The 18432-nt window shown below is 46.9% G+C and carries 9 protein-coding genes; 4 read left to right on the top strand and 5 right to left on the bottom strand.

What is annotated here, in order from left to right:
• The first annotated feature begins 327 nt into the window (after nucleotides 1–327).
• From G6047_RS07635 to lysA, 3 genes are all read left to right on the top strand, one after another.
• On the top strand, nucleotides 328–753 hold the full coding sequence (locus G6047_RS07635; RefSeq protein ID WP_169526984.1) for a membrane lipoprotein lipid attachment site-containing protein: 426 nt from the start codon (nucleotides 328–330) through the stop codon (nucleotides 751–753).
• Nucleotides 722–2290 (top strand): glycosyltransferase family 39 protein, encoded by a 1569-nt coding sequence (locus tag G6047_RS07630; protein WP_169526982.1) that lies wholly within the window; start codon nucleotides 722–724, stop codon nucleotides 2288–2290. Before G6047_RS07635 ends, G6047_RS07630 begins: the two co-directional genes overlap by 32 nt.
• 132 nt (nucleotides 2291–2422) lie before the next feature.
• Nucleotides 2423–3628 (top strand): diaminopimelate decarboxylase, encoded by a 1206-nt coding sequence (gene lysA / locus G6047_RS07625; RefSeq protein ID WP_169526980.1) that lies wholly within the window; start codon nucleotides 2423–2425, stop codon nucleotides 3626–3628.
• A gap of 86 nt (nucleotides 3629–3714) precedes the next feature.
• On the opposite strand, the gene G6047_RS16905 is transcribed toward lysA, so the two are convergent.
• Entirely contained in the window at nucleotides 3715–5784 is a 2070-nt protein-coding gene (locus tag G6047_RS16905) for an alkaline phosphatase (protein WP_169526978.1), read from the bottom strand.
• A gap of 182 nt (nucleotides 5785–5966) precedes the next feature.
• Between G6047_RS16905 and G6047_RS07615 the strand changes: the two genes are divergently transcribed.
• Nucleotides 5967–6959: a hypothetical protein gene (locus tag G6047_RS07615; RefSeq protein WP_169526976.1), complete on the top strand. Its 993-nt coding sequence runs from the start codon at nucleotides 5967–5969 to the stop codon at nucleotides 6957–6959.
• A 19-nt stretch (nucleotides 6960–6978) separates the two neighbouring features.
• Here G6047_RS07615 and G6047_RS07610 read toward each other — a convergent pair whose 3' ends face one another.
• The 4 genes from G6047_RS07610 to G6047_RS07595 all read right to left on the bottom strand — a co-directional run bounded on the left by G6047_RS07610 (nucleotide 6979) and on the right by G6047_RS07595 (nucleotide 18361).
• Entirely contained in the window at nucleotides 6979–8220 is a 1242-nt protein-coding gene (locus G6047_RS07610; RefSeq protein ID WP_169526974.1) for a T9SS type A sorting domain-containing protein, read from the bottom strand.
• Nucleotides 8221–8372: 152 nt separating this feature from the next.
• Nucleotides 8373–10271, bottom strand: coding sequence for an OmpA family protein (locus tag G6047_RS07605; protein WP_169526972.1), 1899 nt, complete (start codon nucleotides 10269–10271; stop codon nucleotides 8373–8375).
• A gap of 1 nt (nucleotide 10272) precedes the next feature.
• The gene (locus tag G6047_RS07600; RefSeq protein WP_169526970.1) at nucleotides 10273–11214 is read right to left on the bottom strand and encodes a PorP/SprF family type IX secretion system membrane protein; all 942 of its coding nucleotides are present in this window, start codon (nucleotides 11212–11214) and stop codon (nucleotides 10273–10275) included.
• A gap of 1 nt (nucleotide 11215) precedes the next feature.
• Nucleotides 11216–18361: a gliding motility-associated C-terminal domain-containing protein gene (locus tag G6047_RS07595; protein WP_169526969.1), complete on the bottom strand. Its 7146-nt coding sequence runs from the start codon at nucleotides 18359–18361 to the stop codon at nucleotides 11216–11218.
• Nucleotides 18362–18432: the final 71 nt, after the last annotated feature.

The raw sequence follows: 18432 nt of genomic DNA, 5'->3' as shown, positions 1-18432 counted from the left end.
AAATTAGGATAAGCGTTTCAGGAAGATTTTAATTATGGATACTTGTTTTGGCTTCGGGCAAGCTGAGGGAAATCTGATCTGGAGGCGACGAGGTGGAAATCATGTTTTGAAATAAAAACAAACCTTCGGGGTCTTTCAGATCTTCCAGAATTTAAAAATCCGCAAGGTTTATTAAACCTGGAAGGTCTAAAATAAGCAAGTCCGACAATATTCAATTACATGAAATCTGTAAAAATCTTAAAATGTATCGCAATCCAATCTGATTTTTAGTACGCGAAATTTACCGATATTGCAACCTCTAATGCAACTCCAGACAGAATCAAACCGATGAAAAAACTTCTTGCACTTCTTACAATAGTATTCCTAATTTCAGGCTGTAGTGACGATGGAAAAGCGTATCCAGACACTCTTACAGGTGAGTGGAGCCTGGTAAAAGTCATGGAAAATACAGATGCAGGTGAAATTATAGAAATCCCCGAAGACGACATTCTCTGGACCTTCGATACACAAACCAATCAGCTGACGATTGTCAATACATCTGTCGAATATCCCGGATTACCTGTAGCTGAAGGTTCCTATACCTATACGCTTTACGACAATCCGGTACAGACGGAAACTGGCTGGAACTATAAAATAGACATCGATGGCGTAACCGGTTTCTTCTACGATCTTTCCGGAATACACCTGCAACTTTCCGACGGACAGGCAAACGGATACCACTATGATCTTATCAGGCCCATCTCTGTTGAATAAGGCCGTTTCACGCCTGTCTGAAAACACGATCCTTTTTGGCTTCGTAGTCTTCAAGTTCCTTTTCCAGTACAGGCTTTCCAATCCGGTTTATGAATTGCACCGGGATGAATTTTTGCACCTCGATCAGGGAAATCACCTGACGTGGGGCTATATTTCGATTCCTCCGGCTACGGCATTCCAGTCGCGGATTATATATCTGCTGGGAAATTCGGAATTCTGGGTGCGGTTCTTTCCGGCGCTTTGGGGTGCTTTGACCGTTGTAATTGTCTGGAAAACGGTAAAGATATTGGGAGGCAATCTGTATGCGATGCTACTCGCCTCCACTTGCGTGACCCTTTCGGTATTATTGCGTGTAAACGGATTGTTCCAACCCAATTCGCTTGAAATTTTGTGTTGGACGACGCTGTATTTTGGGCTGATTGCTTATGTGAAATCTGAGAGGCAGAAGTGGCTGTTCTTTTGTGCCGTCGTTTTTGCGATTGGGTTTCTGAATAAATACACGATACTGCTTCCGGCTGCAGGTTTAGGCATCGGAATGTTGCTGACTTCCCAAAGAAAGATTTTTCTGCAAAAGGAAATCTGGCTTACCGCATTACTCGCATTCGTGCTGATACTCCCGAATCTATTCTGGCAATACCAAAACAATTTCCCCGTAATCTGGCACATGAAGGAATTGTCGCGGACGCAACTGGAAAACGTCAGTCGACTCGGGTTTCTTAAAGCCCAGCCTTTGTTTTTCCCTGGCGGTATAATCGTATTGATTTGCGCTTTGGTTTCATTTTGGAAATTCAGGCCATTCCGCCTCTATCGTTTCCTGTTCTGGGCATTTGTCATTTGTATCGGATTGTTCGTACTGATGAAGGCTAAAGGATATTACGCCATTGGCCTGTATCCGATATTGCTTGCTTTCGGATCGGTCTATATTTCAGGTTGGAAGAAATCGACAACCGTGAATGTTGTACGCTTTGGCCTTATGTCATTACCCTTATTCCTTTTTATCCCGCTGTACAACGTCGCTTTTCCAAACCGCAATCCGGAATACATCAAGGCAAATCCCGAAACATATAAAAAACTCGGCCTGCTCAAATGGGAAGATGGTAAAGACCATGCCCTTCCTCAGGATTTCGCCGATATGCTCGGATGGAAGGAACTCGCAGCCAAGGTTGACAGCACGTATCAACATATGCCCGAACCTGGCAATACACTTGTACTTTGCGACAATTACGGACAGGCCGGTGCCATAAACCACTACGGAAAATCCGGTCTTAAAGCCGTTACGTTCAATGCCGATTACATCAACTGGTTTGAACTCGGCAAACCTTATGTGAACCTCATCCGGGTCAAGGAAGCCGAATCCTCAGATACAGAATTAAAACAGACGGCTCCGTATTTCAGGTTCTCAAAAATCGACGGGAAGATAGAGAATCAGAACGCGCGTGAATACGGAACTACAATATTTGAGTTTTCAGAAGCCAAAGTAGACATACGAAAACGGATTAAAGACGAAATTGATCTTTCCAAAAAGGCACTTCAATGAATCGAGCATTTTGCTTCTGAATCCATTCCACCTGACTTCATTATTAATTAGCTCCGCTCAGTTCGGCTAAAAACCCTCGGGTGTTAATCGTTACTTATTAATTATCCCTAAATTCGCGCAAAAATTAAGAACATGCAACCTAAAGACCTTCTTCAGCTCGCCGACGAGTTCGGCTGCCCGCTCTATGTGTACGACGCCTCAAAGATCGAAGCCCAGTATAAACGCTTGACGGAGGCTTTTTCCAAGGTTGGCGAACTGCGCATCCATTATGCCGTAAAGGCGTTGTCGAATGTCTCGATCCTTAAATTGCTCAAAAACCTCGGATCGCGTCTCGACACGGTTTCTATACAGGAAGTCCAATTGGGCCTTTACGCGGGTTTTCCGGCAGATAAAATAATCTACACGCCAAACGGTGTTTCGTTCGAGGAGATTGAAATGGCGGCGAAATTGGGCGTTCAAATCAATATAGATAATTTATCTGTCCTTGAGCATTTCGGGGCAAAACATCCGAAAGTTCCAGTCTGCATCCGAATCAATCCACACGTTATGGCTGGCGGAAATTCGAATATTTCTGTCGGTCACATCGATTCCAAATTCGGGATTTCGATACACCAGATGCCGCACATCCTTCGCATCGTCGAAAATACCGGCATGCACATCAACGGCATCCATATGCACACGGGTTCCGATATTCTCGATGTGGAAGTTTTCCTTTATGCTGCCGAGATCTTATTTGAAGCGGCAATCCATTTCAAAGAACTCGATTTCCTTGATTTCGGTTCCGGATTCAAAGTGCCGTACAAAAAGGATGATATCGAAACAAATGTGGAAGAATTCGGCAAAAAATTATCAAAGCGTTTCAATGAGTTCTGTAAAGAATACGGTCGCCCGTTGGCATTGGCGTTTGAGCCCGGAAAATTCCTGGTTTCGGAAGCCGGATATTTCCTGACCAAAGTCAACGTAGTAAAGCAAACGACTTCTACTGTTTTTGCCGGCGTAGACAGCGGATTCAACCACCTCATCCGCCCGATGTTGTACGGATCTCAGCATTCCATCGAAAACATTTCAAACCCAAAAGGGAAAGAACGCTTTTATACCGTCGTCGGGTACATTTGTGAAACCGATACGTTCGCCAACAACCGCCGCATCGCCGAGATACATGAAGGTGATGTTTTGGCATTCCGCAACGCCGGAGCCTATTGCTTCTCGATGTCGTCCAATTACAATTCTCGTTTCAAACCTGCCGAAGTACTTTGGAAAGACGGAAAAGGTATTCTGATACGTGAACGCGAGACTTTTGAGGATTTGTTGCGCAACCAGGTTGAAGTGGAAATGTAATATTGGTTATTATTATTTTTTATTGTTTATTGATAAAACAAAAAGGCCATCAGTTACGATGGCCTTTCTTTTTAGCAATAAGTTGCTTATCTCTTGATCAGCTTTTTGGAAAACTGGCCTTCTTCTGTCTGTACGTTGATTACGTAAACCCCACGTGTATACCCTGAAGTATTGATGTCGAGGTTGAAGCTTTTTGCAAATTCAGAACGGTTGAACTGGTTCACTCTCCTGCCTGCCATATCATAGATCCCGACAGAAATTGCACTAGGATTGTTGAGTTCCAAAGCCAACGTCACATAGCCGGACGCCGGGTTCGGGAACAATTGCATGGAACCTGGAGCCGGTCTGTCCGTACCATCTACAACGCCAAGGTCGTCTACCATGAGGAATTCTTCCATGATATGGTTCAGGTAGGTATTATCCAACTGTCCGTGACCTGAAATCTGGCTTGAGAACGTACCGCCGACGTTATCCGCAGCACCTACAAAAACGTCCATAGGTGTATGGTTTCCTGGCGTTCCGCCTGCATTTTGCCCGTTACCGTTCGTCAATGGATTTGAGGCGTATGCGACTACGATGCGGCGTCCGTCGACTGAAACAGAAGGCCAAGGTTCTTCTGATCTTCCCTGGAACACAGAAGTCGTGTAGTTCGGATACCAACCGTTAGGGCTAGTCGTCCCAAAATCGATATCACCGCGTTGCACACCTGCAGGGTTTGCATTGGTTGTTGCTGTAGCAGGACCACTTGAAGCCGCATTGTTACCGTTCTGTTTTGGCCCAAGGGCATAGGTTCTTACATAAGTTCCGTTGTTCTGTGCATTGGCAGAATCGTGAAGACCGACGATGGCCGTTCCACCGCATTCGTGGTCAGAGCTACTGAAGATCAATGTCTCCGAATCTGTCTCATTGAGTAATTTGCGCGCTTGTGCAATAGAATAATCGAAAGCCAATACTTCTTTGATCAGGTAATCAGACCCGAAAACATCTGTATGACGCGGAGTCGTTGGCGTTACAGCGTAAATGGCTTCCCCGCCTCCGACATAAGAAGGTTTATCTGAATCGACTGTATAGATATTTCCGGTATCACCTGTAACTACAGTAATACCACCGCTGTTGGCATGCTCCAGGTGGTCGATACGTCCGCCTTCTACCAAAAGGAAGAAACCTTTGGCGCCGCCTTTGGCTTTCAAAACCTCGATTGCCATTTGTGTCATTTCCGGCAACGATGGTTCCCATGAAGCGTTCATCTGGCGATCCTGTTCGTAATTCACGTGTGAAGCATTGAACAAACCGATCAGTTTCGCATCGTTGTCCGGTGTAAACTGAGACAGGTCAAGGTTCAACAAGGCATCGCGGCTGTTTACGTTCACATAACCTCTTGTGGCGGCGATATCGATCAGGTTGACCATATCGGTACGTTTTCCGGTGATGGTTACCGGGTTTCCGCTTCCGTTGAGGATTTGGTTTCCGGCCGCATCAACTACGTTCTGCACATAAGCGTTCGGAAGGAAATGACGTGCGCCACCGCCCATCAACACATCGATCTCAACGCCTATTTTCGGTGCAGGAAGTTCCCAGTCGCGGGCTGCATCATAAGGAGCGATCGTAGATGAAGCGTTGTTGTAGATTTCCTCGTACTGAGCTTCGGTAGACGAAATATATTGTGAAGCGATATAATCTTCAAGGTCGCGGAACCAGATGTGTGACCCGAAAGTCGCTGGCGTCGCGTGAGTGATACGGGTTGTCGTGATCAATCCGACGGCATAACCTGCCTTCTTGGCTTTTTCAAGGATGGTTTCCACAGATTCGCCTGCGCCTACATTGAACGAAATGGCTTCGTTATCCAGTTTACCGTTTACACCGGCAGCGTAAGCAGATGCACCCGGTCCTGAATCCGTAATCCAGGAATTGCGGCTGTGTGTCGTCAAAGACCCTTGGTAATCCAGCTTGTCAAGAGACAGGATGTGGAAACCGGCATCGTCCGTAAAACGTTTGCCATCAGTTCCCTGGCCCAATGCCATTCGCGCCGCTACTTTGGCCGAGGTTCCGAAACCGTCGCCGATAAACATGATCATCTGTTTAGGCTGACCTGTTTCCTGCGCAAATACTGATCCCATGACCAGCAATGCCGCTACTGAAAATAATTTTTTTATCATGATACTAATTGGTTGTTTGAGGCAAAATTGGCCGATTAATGTATCCTGGCTGAAAACTCCCGGTTAAGGTTCGGTCAATAAAAACCACCTCATTTTACCTCAGTCTTTTCTTTAGGTTAACTCTGCTTAACATGGTTGCAAGCCGAAACAGGAATGATTTCTTTTGCTCAAAACTTAGAATCATGACAAGGCCTACCTTAATTACAACCGCACTTTTTTTGTTTGTTTTTTGTGTTTTAAAAGCACAGAATCCGTATACCGCAATCCTTTTTGATTCAAAAAAGACGTATGTCGTGCGGGACAACGAATTGCTTGAGGGTGCAAAGAAAAACACGCTCAATCCTATCCTGGATTTCGGTCAGAAAGCAAACACGTCACTTATAAAAGGAAACGAACTTTGGATAGGTACGAATAAAGGTGTCCGGATTTATGATCTTACAAATCTGTCGTTGCTCAGAACCGAATTTGCAGATATACCGATTGCCGGCCTTACGCAGGATGCCGAAGGAAAAATATGGGTTGCCACAACCTATAAAGGCCTTTACAAACAAAACGATGCCAACGGTTTCGACGCCAAGATGAACGCGATGACCAATTACTGTGTGCTTTCGACTCCGGACAAGAATGTGTATCTGGGAACGAACATCGGGTTATACCAGATTCCAATTTCCGATGAAGCCAAAACCGTACGTTATGCCGAAGAAGCCCATAGCGGACACGGCCTGCCCGATAACCTTGTCGAAAACCTATATGCCGATGCCTCGTCCAACCTTTGGGTTATGATGCCCGATAATGTCTCATTTAAGAAATACGACAATTCGTTCGGTGAAATACCCACGTTTTCATTCGTCGGCAACAAGGAAAACCAGATTTATAAAGTGCTTGGGCTGACAGGGGAAAATTATCTTTTCGTTACCTCGAACGGGATTCTGTTGTTGCCATCGGGTTCTTTGAAACACCATGGACACGGCGATGAAGTTTTCAGCGAGCACGATACGAATGCGGTCATGCTTGACAATACCGCGATTTCAAAACCGGAAAACCTGTCGGGCGAACCGATATTGTATGCTGAGAAAAACGCAGCTAAAATCTACTTCTATACGTTAAAAGGCATATGGTCTGTAAAAGAGAAAAAGCTGTTTAAATTCCTGAAGAAGCAGGCGGCAAAAAAATAGGCTGATTTTACTATGCATATTATCGGACAGCAAATCGTACTACAGGTTCGACACCGGCTGTATCGATTTTAATAAGATAGCTTCCGACTGAAAGTGAAGAAATGTCCATAGACCCTGCATCTATGCGAAAATGTCCCATGTTACGGCCTGTCTGATCAAAAACCGAAACTGTTTTACCTGAAAGTGCCCCTGCGTTCCGGAAATAAATACGGTTTTGTGCCGGCACCGGATAGACAGCAATAGCAGCATCGTTTACAGCATCGTTTACAGCATCGACAGTTCCGAGCAAACAAGTCCCGGCAGCATCGAACAGGCTGAATACACGCACGACATCTTCAATCACATCATCGTCTTCATCGCTTTCTGCATCGCGGCACAACCACGCATATGACAGATTCGCATCATTACATTTGGGAGTCATGGCAAAACCTTCTATGTTGTTGTTATCACCCGTGGGATCAGGCAGGTGATATTCGGCTACGGTGTTGAATTTGGCCTGTCCGGAAATTGTCGTAAAAGACAAATCGGTCACTTCGAGATAATTGTCATCTATGTTATGCAGGATGTAAAGCAGGTTGGTCGAGGCATCGAAAGTCAGCTCACACGATTCTTCGCGTGAAGTCTTGTATTTTCCAACATAGGCAAAGTCATTGTTGACAGACGGATTCAGATCGAAAACCCAAACATAACCCTGAGTTTCATTGGCCACGAACATCAATCCGCCCATTCCCTTGACCGAAGTATATGGGCTACCTGACACCGAACTTTTGAAATTCAGTTGCTGGAGTGCGCTGTCCGGAATAAAGACAATGCCTTCCGGCCCATAGTTCCCCGTGTCGTTCATTGGAGACGGATCGTTGAGCAGATTCCAGTGACGTACTTCGGAAACCGATGAAAAATTTGCCGTATGGGTATATTTCCGGATTTTGAAACCTCCTTCGTCAATTACATACACGGCATTTTCAGAAAGGTCAGCCTGGGTAATTCCTTCGATGTCGCCATCGATGTTTTTATTGCAGATTTGAGTAAAAGTTCCGTCCGATGCATCGAGGTGCAAAACCCGCAATTTTCCATTATTCTGGACCAGATACAAGCGATTATTTTGGGAATTCCAGTGCATCCCACTTAAATCGGTCAAATCTGAAGCACTCATTTGTGCGGTGAGATTTTCGGCAGACGACCAACTTTGTGAAGGCCACGCCAATTGTGCAGATAATGAAATACTTAACAAACACCCAGTCAGGGTCAACAATCGGATCATAAGTAGTTTTCGGCCCTTAAATCCAAGCCTGTGCGCGAATTTAAAAGTTTAACAAACCGATTCCATTACCTACGAAAAACTTAACCGAAACACAATATTAAAAAAGCCACCTTTGGGGTGGCTTTTCCTTTCTAACTGCAATTATTAACAACTTATTTTAGTATGATGAACTCGCAACGGCGGTTGATCGAGTGTTCCTGTTCGGTACATGGACGTTCCTCTCCACATTTGATAAGCGGCATTTCTTCGCCGTAACCGTGAGATTTCATGCGTTTGCGATTGATCCCTTTCTGAACCAGATATTCAAGTGTAGCTGCCGCGCGTTTGTTGGACAGCAACTTATTGTACATATTCGAGGCACGTGAATCGGTATGCGCACCGACTTCGATTTCCATCTCCGGATATTTGACCATTAAGTCGTAAAGCACATTGAGGATTTCGGCTGCCTCTGGTTTGATATCCCACTTGTTCAGGTCGAAATAAATGTTTTCGAGCATGATCTGGACTTTTCCATCCTGGCGCTTGGTGATGATTTCTTCGGCATCGTCATAACATTCAACAAAAAGTTCAATGGTATAACGAAGCTTACCTTGCTCGTTCGTGGTGAATTCTTCGGAATGCGGAATATAGAAATCGCGTACGGCTTCGATCCGGTATTTCTTGTTCGGTTCGGTGTTGAAGACATAATCGCCTTGTGCCCCGACGACCATCGAACCTATGAGCTTATCGTTTTCGTCGTAAAGCGTGACCGTGGTTCCGGGAAGTAGTTCCGATGTATTCTTGTCGCGCACATCGCCTTCAACCACATGGCTGTCGGCGTTTTCCTTGCGGATGAAACTGTATAGATTGTCCGATCCTTTTCTGTTTGATGACAGATAACCTTTGTTCTTTGCCTCGTCCACAACGTACCCGAAATCGTCCATGCCACTGTTGATGGTTTCACCAAGGTCAAGCGGTTTGGCGAACTGTCCGTCGTAATTCTGGCTTACGAAAATATCTAAGCCACCTAATCCCTGATGTCCGTCCGACGCAAAATACAACAGGTTTCCTTCCGGATTGATGAACGGGAATTGCTCGCGGTGTTTCGAGTTGACCGTATTTCCAAGATTGGCTGGTGTTCCAAAAGTCCCATCTTCGTTCACATCGACCACATACATATCGAATGAACCCTGTCCGCCGGGCATATCGCTCGAAAAGTACATCTTTTTGCCGTCTTTGGTCAGCGTGGGATGTTCGCACGAAAACGTTTCGCCGTTGAATGGAAGTGCTATGATGTTTTCCCATTTTCCATTTACGAATTCGGCACGCATCAACTTTACAGGCGCGAATTTTTCATCTTCCACCTTTACCTGTTTGTCAGCTGTGCGGCTGAAATACATGTATTTGCCATCGGGTGAAAACGCGGCCGACGATTCGTGTGCCTTTGTGTTGATTTCCTTGGGAAACGGCTGCACCTTAGTCAGTTGTTCCTTATCGTCTACAACGGCTTCAAATAAATCGAGGTACGGATGGTCGTTCCAGTTGTATTCACCGGTCGCAGGATTTCTATAAGAGGCAAACGCGACTTTATCGCCGTAGAACGACAACCCGAAATCGCCGTTGCCCGAATTCTTGGCCATCGGTTGGATTTCATAATTGTACGGCACATTATTTTTCAAATTCTTGATGAAGGCCGGACTATCGACGGGATATTTGAGGTACAACGCCATGACAGAATCGGCGCGTTTGTAATTATCCGTTCCCATAAGTGCATGGGCGAACTTGAAATAGTATTCGGCCGAAGTGGAATCTTTTTTATCCAGGAACATGGCACCATAGACGCGGACTGCATCTTTCATCATGAAATTGTTGTAGTAACAATCACCGAGGTTCTGGAGTGTTTGCCTGTCCGGTTTGTCCAGGGCTTCATACATCGTAGCCGCCTTAAGATAAGACTTCCTTTCAAACAAGGCGTCGGCTTTGCGCTTGCTGCCTCCGGATTTTTGTGCCGATGCAGACAATGCGACCGCTAAAATCGCTATGATACCGTATATGTTTCTGAGTCGCATCATCTTAGAAGAATCTTGGCGATTTATCATATCCTTTGCCCGAAAGTCCCGATGTATCGAGGTCGAACAATAAAAATATCTCGTGTGTCCCTGAGTTGTAATTGCCCAGGTTCGTCAGTGTATAATCATAGGAATAACCGATGCGAAGGTTCGGCGTGATGTAGAAAGCAGCCAATCCGCTGACGGAATCATCGAGGCGATAACCTGCACCCAATTCGAATTTGTCAAAAAACAAGGCGTTCAACGTGACATCCAAAGCCATTGGTGCACCTTTGACGCCTTTTGCCATGAAAGCCGGTTTTAAACGGGTATTATCGGATAACCGGAACACATAACCACCGGTGAAAAAATAATGGATTTCTTCGACCCCGATTGTTGCGATGGCATCGGTATGTTCGATATGTTTGGTGCGAAGCAAGTTAGGTACCGACGCACCGAGGTAATAATTCTCGCCAAAATAGTAAGCACCGACACCTACGTTCGGAAATGTACGGCTGATGTTATTGGCAAATGCCGGATCCGGATTCGCATCGCTGTACTGGAAACCGTTGAAGTTCGCATTGAAGAATGTCGCGCCACCTTTGACCCCGAATGATAACTTACGGTTTTCGCCGACGGGAATCACATAGGCGAGATCGACATAGATATTGTTCTCTTTTACTACATCGCCAATCTCATCGGCTACGAATGAGACACCAGCTTCAAGTCTTTTTCCGACAGGTGAATGCGCGAATGCCGTGAAGGTTTTTGGTGCACCCACGGCTCCGACCCATTGCGTCCGGTACAAACCTCCAAGATTGATCACACCTTCATCATCTGTCGCATACGCCGGATTGATCACACTCATATTGTACATGTAATGCGTGAACTGCGGATCCTGTTGTGCGTGCATCAGTCCTGTAACCAGAAGGAGAATACCTGTTATATGTCGTAAAAAAACCTTCATCTTATCTGCTTAAATAAAGCCTGCCTTGTTGCGGCTTGCGCGTGCCGTCATTGAACTCCAGGATGTAGAAATACACGCCTACCGGTACCACGCCGTCGCCTACTTTGAGTCCGCCCTGGGTTGTAGTCCCGTTCCAGTTCGGCGTATTGTTATTGCCTTTGTACAGGATATTTCCGTAGCGGTTGTATATCTCTAGCTTGTAATTCGGATATAATGTCCCGATGTTTAGGATGACGAATTCGTCGTTGATGCCGTCGCCATTCGGTGAGAAACCGTCCGGAATCAGTAACTCATCGCAATGTGTCAAATCTACGGTCACGGCCAATCTTACAGGACTTTCACAACCTGAACCGTTATTAAGGACCGCATAATAGGTAGTGTCCTGAACCAATATATCACTATTCGAATAGGCTGTACCTCCTGTCGGTGCATTGTAGAAAATCACGGTTCCGCTGCCCTGGATATTGGCGCTTAAATCTGCAACGGTCGGATTATCCGTAAAACAGAATTCATCGCCGTTTTCAGAAAGCACAGGTGTTTGTGCCTCGCTGACCTCGAACGATCCCGAAAGCGAAATGGTACTTCCCGGGCCGCATGATCCGCCGTCTGAAACGATATCCTGAATCACAATGCCAACCTGTCCGAGAGCCGGAAGATCCGAAGCCGGAATGGCAAAAGATCCGTCACCACCGGTAAAATCTACCGTCGCCGTTCCTGAAGCTATGGAAGCACCGGATAATTGGTAGGTTATGATATAAGATCCGTCAACAAGGGCAGTTGCATTTGAGATGATGATTTCACCGTCTGTTCCAAAACAGACATCAGCTGCAGTCAATTGCGCACCTGTCAGATCGGGAATCGGGAATATCTCGAAATTGGCCAGTATAGAACCCGAAGTATTCGTACATCCCGCCCCATTATTGATCGAATTCAATGTAATGGTATACGTTCCTGCCGATGTAAATGCCGAAGCCGGAATCGTGAAAGTCGCCGAGCCACCGGCCACGGCAATCGGGCCGGAACTTCCCGCTGATGGCGTCAATCCCGGAATATCGTATCCGAAACTGTACGTTCCGTCGACAATTGCAGTCGCTCCACTGATAGATACGACAACCGCATTTCCAAGACAGACAGATGTAGCCGTGGCAGTCGCACCCGTAAATTCAGGTGAAGGCACCACTGTAAAACTCACCGAGACATTGGTCAATTGACTGGAACAATTCGTCGCTGTATTGGCAATCTGGGTAAAGATGATATTGGTAAGTCCAAGGTTCAGTATGGATCCCGAAGGAATGACAAAACTTCCCGCACCCGAACTGATTGTAACCGGCTGGGAAAGACCTGTAGCGAGGTTCGTTCCGGTAAGGTCGTATGTGATATTGTATGATCCATCGGCCAGACCGGATAGATTGACCGTAACTCCGGATCCGGCGCAAACCGGTGTTGAAACCGTGATATTTGCATTTGTAAGAACCGGATTGGCGTTGATGTTCAATTGAACAGGCTCTGCATCAGATCCGCAACTATTCGTAACGGTGTAATTAAATGTGTATGTTCCCTGTGTAAATGTATTCAGTACAAGTGGGTTCGCAACCGGAGTTCCGCCTGTAGTGGTCCATGTTCCTCCAGTTTGATTTCCGCCGATGAGGATCGACAGATCGAAAGTGCCTTCTGAAATACACACCGACTGGATTCCGGCAAATGTTCCCGCATTCGGTTGAGGCTCCACAATTACAGTAACTACCGAAGTATCGAACAAACATGGGGAAACGCCGCCGCCAACTGTATAGGTGAAATGATATGTCCCGACGCCAACGGCCGAAGGATTGAAAATAGTTCCGCTTAACGCACCCGTTCCGTCAGTATCGGCAAAAGTCCCTGAACCTTGTGTTCCGTCGAGCCCAGTCGTCAAATCGAGCGATGTTGTAGTAAGACAGGTATTCAATGTTCCATCGGCACCTGCAACCGGAGCCGCAACGACAGTAACCGTAACAGTAGCTATCGAAGTATCGCAGAATCCACCACCGACAGTGTATGTGTAAACTCCTGCTGCATCAACCATCGGGTTGAATACGCCAGTTCCGCTTGCCAATGCAGGCGACCACGTTCCGCCTGCCTGAGGTGTTCCTCCAAGGAAGGTAATCAAATCGGCTGGATCGTAATTCGTACAGAATAAGGTCGATCCGTCTTCACCTGCATCAGGTACTGGATTGACCGTAACGGTAACCGTTGCCGTATCATTATCACACGGATTGGTTCCGGCGAATGTGTAGGTATAAACTCCTGCCGCATCTACAGCCGGATTGAAAACTCCTGTTCCACTGGCCAATGCAGGGGACCACGTTCCTCCAACCTGAGGTGTTCCGGTCAATGAATCGAATAAATCCTGTGACGGGCTATTGACACAAATGGTCAATGTTCCGTCTTGTCCGGCATCCGGCCCTGGAGTTATGGTTACTGACACGACAGCCGAATCATTCGGACAAGGTGCCGTTCCCAATACGGTGTAAGTATAATTCGCGGCAGCATCTACAGCCGGATTGAAGATTCCCGTTCCACTGGCCAAGGCAGGCGACCACGTTCCTCCGGTTTGGGCATCGGTTCCTAAAAGGGCGAATAAATCTATCGGATCCTGATTGGAACAGATATTTGCAGCAGCATCGTTTCCGGCATTCGCAGCCGGAACAATCGTAACCGTTACCGAAGCAGTATCCGGTTCACAAACCGAATTCCCCGGAACCGTATAAACGTATGTTCCCGCAGCGTCAACGGCCGGATTGAAAACTCCGGTACCGCTGGCCAAAGCCGGTAACCACGTTCCTCCCGTTTGTGCATCCGCACCAAGCAACAGGAATAAGTCCTGGGAAGTCGCAGCTGAACATATCTCAAAAGAAGCCACATCGTTCCCTGCATTTGGTGCAGGGGTGACATTGAAAGAAAGACTGGTTCCGATATTCTGGGTACAGGTAGCGCCACCGGTTGTTGAAACGCTTACAAGTGTTATGACCGTGTTTGCTGTCAATACCAGGCTGATGGTACCTATTCCCGATGCATCAAGTGAAACAGTTCCGCTTGTTCCGGGAACCATCATATAGGTTACAGACGCATCTGGTGTTCCCGTAAAGGTTACGGTTGCAGTCTGACCTTCACAAATATTCGATGGGCCGGATATACTCATAGAAGCCGTAGGCAATTCAAAAACCGTAACGGTCGCAGTCTGCGTGAGCGGTTGAGGACAGGCCGGAGCCGTCGGGTTACTGACACTGACCAAAGTGAAAACGGTCGTAACCGTATAATTGTCGGTTATGGTTGCGGTTCCGGAAGCATTTAGGGTGATTGTCTGGTTTCCGCCACCGTTAATTGTATAAGTCACGATTGCATTCGGAGTTCCGGTAAAAGTGATAGTGGCATCGTCTCCCGAACAAATCGTTACATCTGAAGCAATGGTTGCGACAGCCGGAGGAATTACGGTAATGGTGACCTCAGCTGTAACATTTTCAGTACAACCAGGGCTTCCGGCAGATGTCACGCTAACCAAAGCAATAATAGTTGTTACCGTGTATGTATTCGATAGTGATGCAAAACCAGATGCATTCAACACCAAACTTTCCGCAGAACCATTTACGGTATAATTTACGGTCGCACCAGGTGTTCCGTTGAACGCGACTATGGCGACATCTCCGGAACAAATTGTCGTATCAGCAGCAATCGTTACGAACGGAGGTTCCGCGATCGAAATAGTAACTGTCCCCGTTATAGGCTGCGAACAGGCAGGTGTTCCGGACAATGTGGCGCTGACGAGTTGAAAAATGGTTTCAACTGTATAATTTCCTGTTACCGATGCGTTTCCGGAGGCATCAAGCGTGATGGTAAACGAAGTTCCATTCACCGTGTAAGCGACTATTGCTCCCGGCGTTCCCGTAAAATTAACAGTTGCGGAATCTCCCGTACAGATAATCTGGTCGCTTGAAATCGAGGCGACCGGCAATGGCAGGACGGTTATGGTAACTGAATCCGTGAGCGGAACGGTACAATCTGTATTGCTGACTTCGGTCAATGCAACCACAGTGGTTTCGGTAACCAGAAGTGAAATTGTTGTTGTCCCAGATGCTCCAATGTTAATACTAAGTGGAGTTCCACCATTAATGGTATACGTGACAGTTGAGTTAGGCGTAGCCGTAATGGTAAGCGTAACAGATGTATTCGGACATACTGTCTGACTCGCCTCTATATCCGCGACCGGCGGGGTCAATATGCTGATCACGACAGTTCCTGTAAGGTTCTGCGTACAACCGGAAATGGAAGCACTGACCAAGGTATATGTTGTCGTAGCCGTATATGTCTGTGTCAATGATGCATTTCCGGATGCATCAAGCGTAATGGCCTGGGTTCCGCCCGGAGTCGCCGTAAAAGTGACGGTCGCATTTGGCGTTCCGGTGAAATTTATGGTCGCCGATTCGTTCTGGCAGATCGTCTGGCTTGCGGAAAAACTTGCCGTAGGCAAATCGATAACCGTAATCACCACCGATCCCGTAACCGGAATTGTGCAAATATTGCCCGGAGCCGTTACGCTGATCAGATTTATTGTTGTCGTAACCGTATAGGCATTGGTGAAAGATGCCGTTCCCGAGGCATTCAACGTAATGGTCTGGTTCGGACCGCTGCCGATGTTATAAGTCACGATCGCACCAGGCGTTCCTGTAAAAGTAACCGTTGCCTGTTCCCCTGAACAAATGGTTTGACTTGAAGCGATGGTAACTACCGGCGCCGGAGTAACGGTTATCACGATTTGTCCGCTCAATGGCTGGTTACAACTCGGTGGCCCGACAGAAGTGACGCTGACCAGGACATATGTTGTCGTAGCCGTATAAACCTGAGTCAAGGTCGCAGTTCCCGAAGCATCAAGCACAATAGATGCAGACGAACCGTTTGACGTATAATTCACGGTCGCTCCGGGCGTTCCGGTAAATGTCACCGTAGCAGATTCTCCCGAACAAATATTCTGGCTCGAAGCGATTGTAGCTGTTGGTGGCGTTGCAATGGTTATTACCACGGAACCTGTAAGCGGATTGAAACAGGTTGGCGTACCTGCTGTAACGATACTCACCAGCGTTATGGTGGTTGTCGCAGAATATGTTCCGGTGATAGTTCCCACTCCAGATGCATCGAGCGTTACGGTTTGATTGCTTCCGCCATTTACCGTGTATGTAACCGTAGCATTCGGGGTTCCGGTGAGGGTAACTGTCGCAGATTGTCCTACGCAAATCGTTTGATCTGATGCAATTGTCGCGGTCGGAATCGGAAGTACCGTAACCGTTGCCGTTCCGCTGATCGGAGCAATACAGCTAGGCGTGGTTCCAACGGTGACACTGACTAAAGTATAAACAGTGGTAACCGAATAATTCTGTGTAATGGTCGCCGTTCCCGATGCATTGAGCGCAATGGTCTGATTTCCTCCACCATTAATTGTGTATGTTACGATAGCATTCGGTGTCCCGGTAAATGTAATAGTCGCCGATCCGTTTGTACAAACCGTAACATCGGCAGCGATTGTGGCTACAGGTGTAGGAGTTACCGTTATGGTTACAGATCCCGCAAGCGCTCTTGAACAAGCCGGCGTTCCGGAAGTAGTCGCCGAAACAAGTGTATAAGTCGTTGTTGTGTTGAATGTAGCCGTAATGGAAGCATTCCCGCTTGCATCAAGCACAATGGACTGGTTTGCACCGCCAGTATTATAAACCACAGTTGCATTCGGCGTTCCGGTAAAGGTTATGGTTGCTTGTTGTCCCTGGCAGATGGTCTGGCTTGATGCGATGGTTGCCGTAGGAAGCTGTATGACCGTAATCACTACAGATCCCGAAGCAACAGCGGTACAACTATCTACACCTGTCGTACTTACACTGACAAGGTTGAAGGTTGTGGTGGCATTGTATGTATTGGTCACAGATGCCGTTCCGGATGCATTGAGCGTTATGGTTTGATTACTGCCTCCGTTGATGTTATAGGTAACAACAGCATTCGGCGTTCCGGTAAATGTCACTGTCGCCCCTTCACCGGAACAAATGGTCTGGTTCGATGCAATAGTTACCACAGGAAGCGGCAAAACAGTCACTGAAACCGTAGAAGTATCGGGCGGACATAAAGTCGATGTCACGGTATATGTAAACACATACGGACTTCCGGCAATCGTCATTGCAGTCAAATCGACAGAGCCCAGGTTTCCGTTCGATGTTGGAAAAGGCCCGGTCCATGTTCCGGTAGTATCTGGTGAACCACCTAAATAGCTGAAAAGATTCGCCGGCGATTCAGATGCCAATTCATTGATACACACATTTAGAGTACCATCGTTACCTGCATCATTCGGAACAACCAAATCGACGAATACCTCAAGGCGGCCTGTAGATTGACAAGGTCCGTTCACTGAAGCGGCATAATAGGATTCACCATCGATAAGCGGCGTATTCACCGGCAAAGGTACAGATGACGAACTCGTAGCATACCAACGATAACCGCTTCCGCTTGGCTGAAGATCGCCGACAACAGGAATATCGGCCGGATCGTTACAGAATTGCTGTGACGGATTGCCTGTAGGAATCGGAGTGATAAAAATACTGGCAACTACCGTCAAAGGCGAGGTCTGACAACCGGTTATGGGATTCGTCTGGGTGGCATAATAGGTAGCTCCGTTGACCAATAGATCGGTCGGATTGAGCAAATTTCCTCCACTTGGCGCATCGTACCATTGAACATTGTTACCTGTAGCCTGTAAATCTGAAACAGTCGCATCTGCAGGCGTATCGGCACAAACACCCTGCACGACAGGTCCCGTAGGCGGTCCGTAAATGGAAACAGTGACACTCTGGCGCGGACAGGTTCCGGCTGCGTTAGATACCCAATATGTATTTCCGTTAACGAGTCCCGACGATGGATTCAAAGGAGTCGTAGAAACAGCTGTGGCGAACCAGGAAACAGTCGGGCTTCCGTTGGCATTGGCCTGGAGAGAAGAAACCGTAGGACTTTGGCTGTCACAAAAAGACTGGTTCGGCTGTGTTACGGTAGGACATTGAGAAAAAGCAACAAAGGTTCCGGCCATAAAACACAGCCAAAAATAAAGTACGGTTTTTCTCGATAAAGTAATTTTCCTCATACAACAATTCGGCAAAACTGCCAATTCCCTTCAAGCAGACAATGCCTTTAATAAAATATTCAGGCACATCT

The sequence above is a fragment of the Flavobacterium silvaticum genome, assembly GCF_012911565.1.
Classification (GTDB): Bacteria; Bacteroidota; Bacteroidia; order Flavobacteriales; family Flavobacteriaceae; genus Flavobacterium; species Flavobacterium silvaticum.
This window is presented reverse-complemented; position numbering and strand designations above follow the sequence as displayed.

Coding starts and splice junctions, on each gene's coding strand:
- G6047_RS07635 (WP_169526984.1), top strand. CDS start 328: ATGAAAAAACTTCTTGCACTTCTTACAATAGTATTCCTAATTTCAGGC.
- G6047_RS07630 (WP_169526982.1), top strand. CDS start 722: ATGATCTTATCAGGCCCATCTCTGTTGAATAAGGCCGTTTCACGCCTG.
- lysA (WP_169526980.1), top strand. CDS start 2,423: ATGCAACCTAAAGACCTTCTTCAGCTCGCCGACGAGTTCGGCTGCCCG.
- G6047_RS16905 (WP_169526978.1), bottom strand. CDS start 5,784: ATGATAAAAAAATTATTTTCAGTAGCGGCATTGCTGGTCATGGGATCA.
- G6047_RS07615 (WP_169526976.1), top strand. CDS start 5,967: ATGACAAGGCCTACCTTAATTACAACCGCACTTTTTTTGTTTGTTTTT.
- G6047_RS07610 (WP_169526974.1), bottom strand. CDS start 8,220: ATGATCCGATTGTTGACCCTGACTGGGTGTTTGTTAAGTATTTCATTA.
- G6047_RS07605 (WP_169526972.1), bottom strand. CDS start 10,271: ATGATGCGACTCAGAAACATATACGGTATCATAGCGATTTTAGCGGTC.
- G6047_RS07600 (WP_169526970.1), bottom strand. CDS start 11,214: ATGAAGGTTTTTTTACGACATATAACAGGTATTCTCCTTCTGGTTACA.
- G6047_RS07595 (WP_169526969.1), bottom strand. CDS start 18,361: ATGAGGAAAATTACTTTATCGAGAAAAACCGTACTTTATTTTTGGCTG.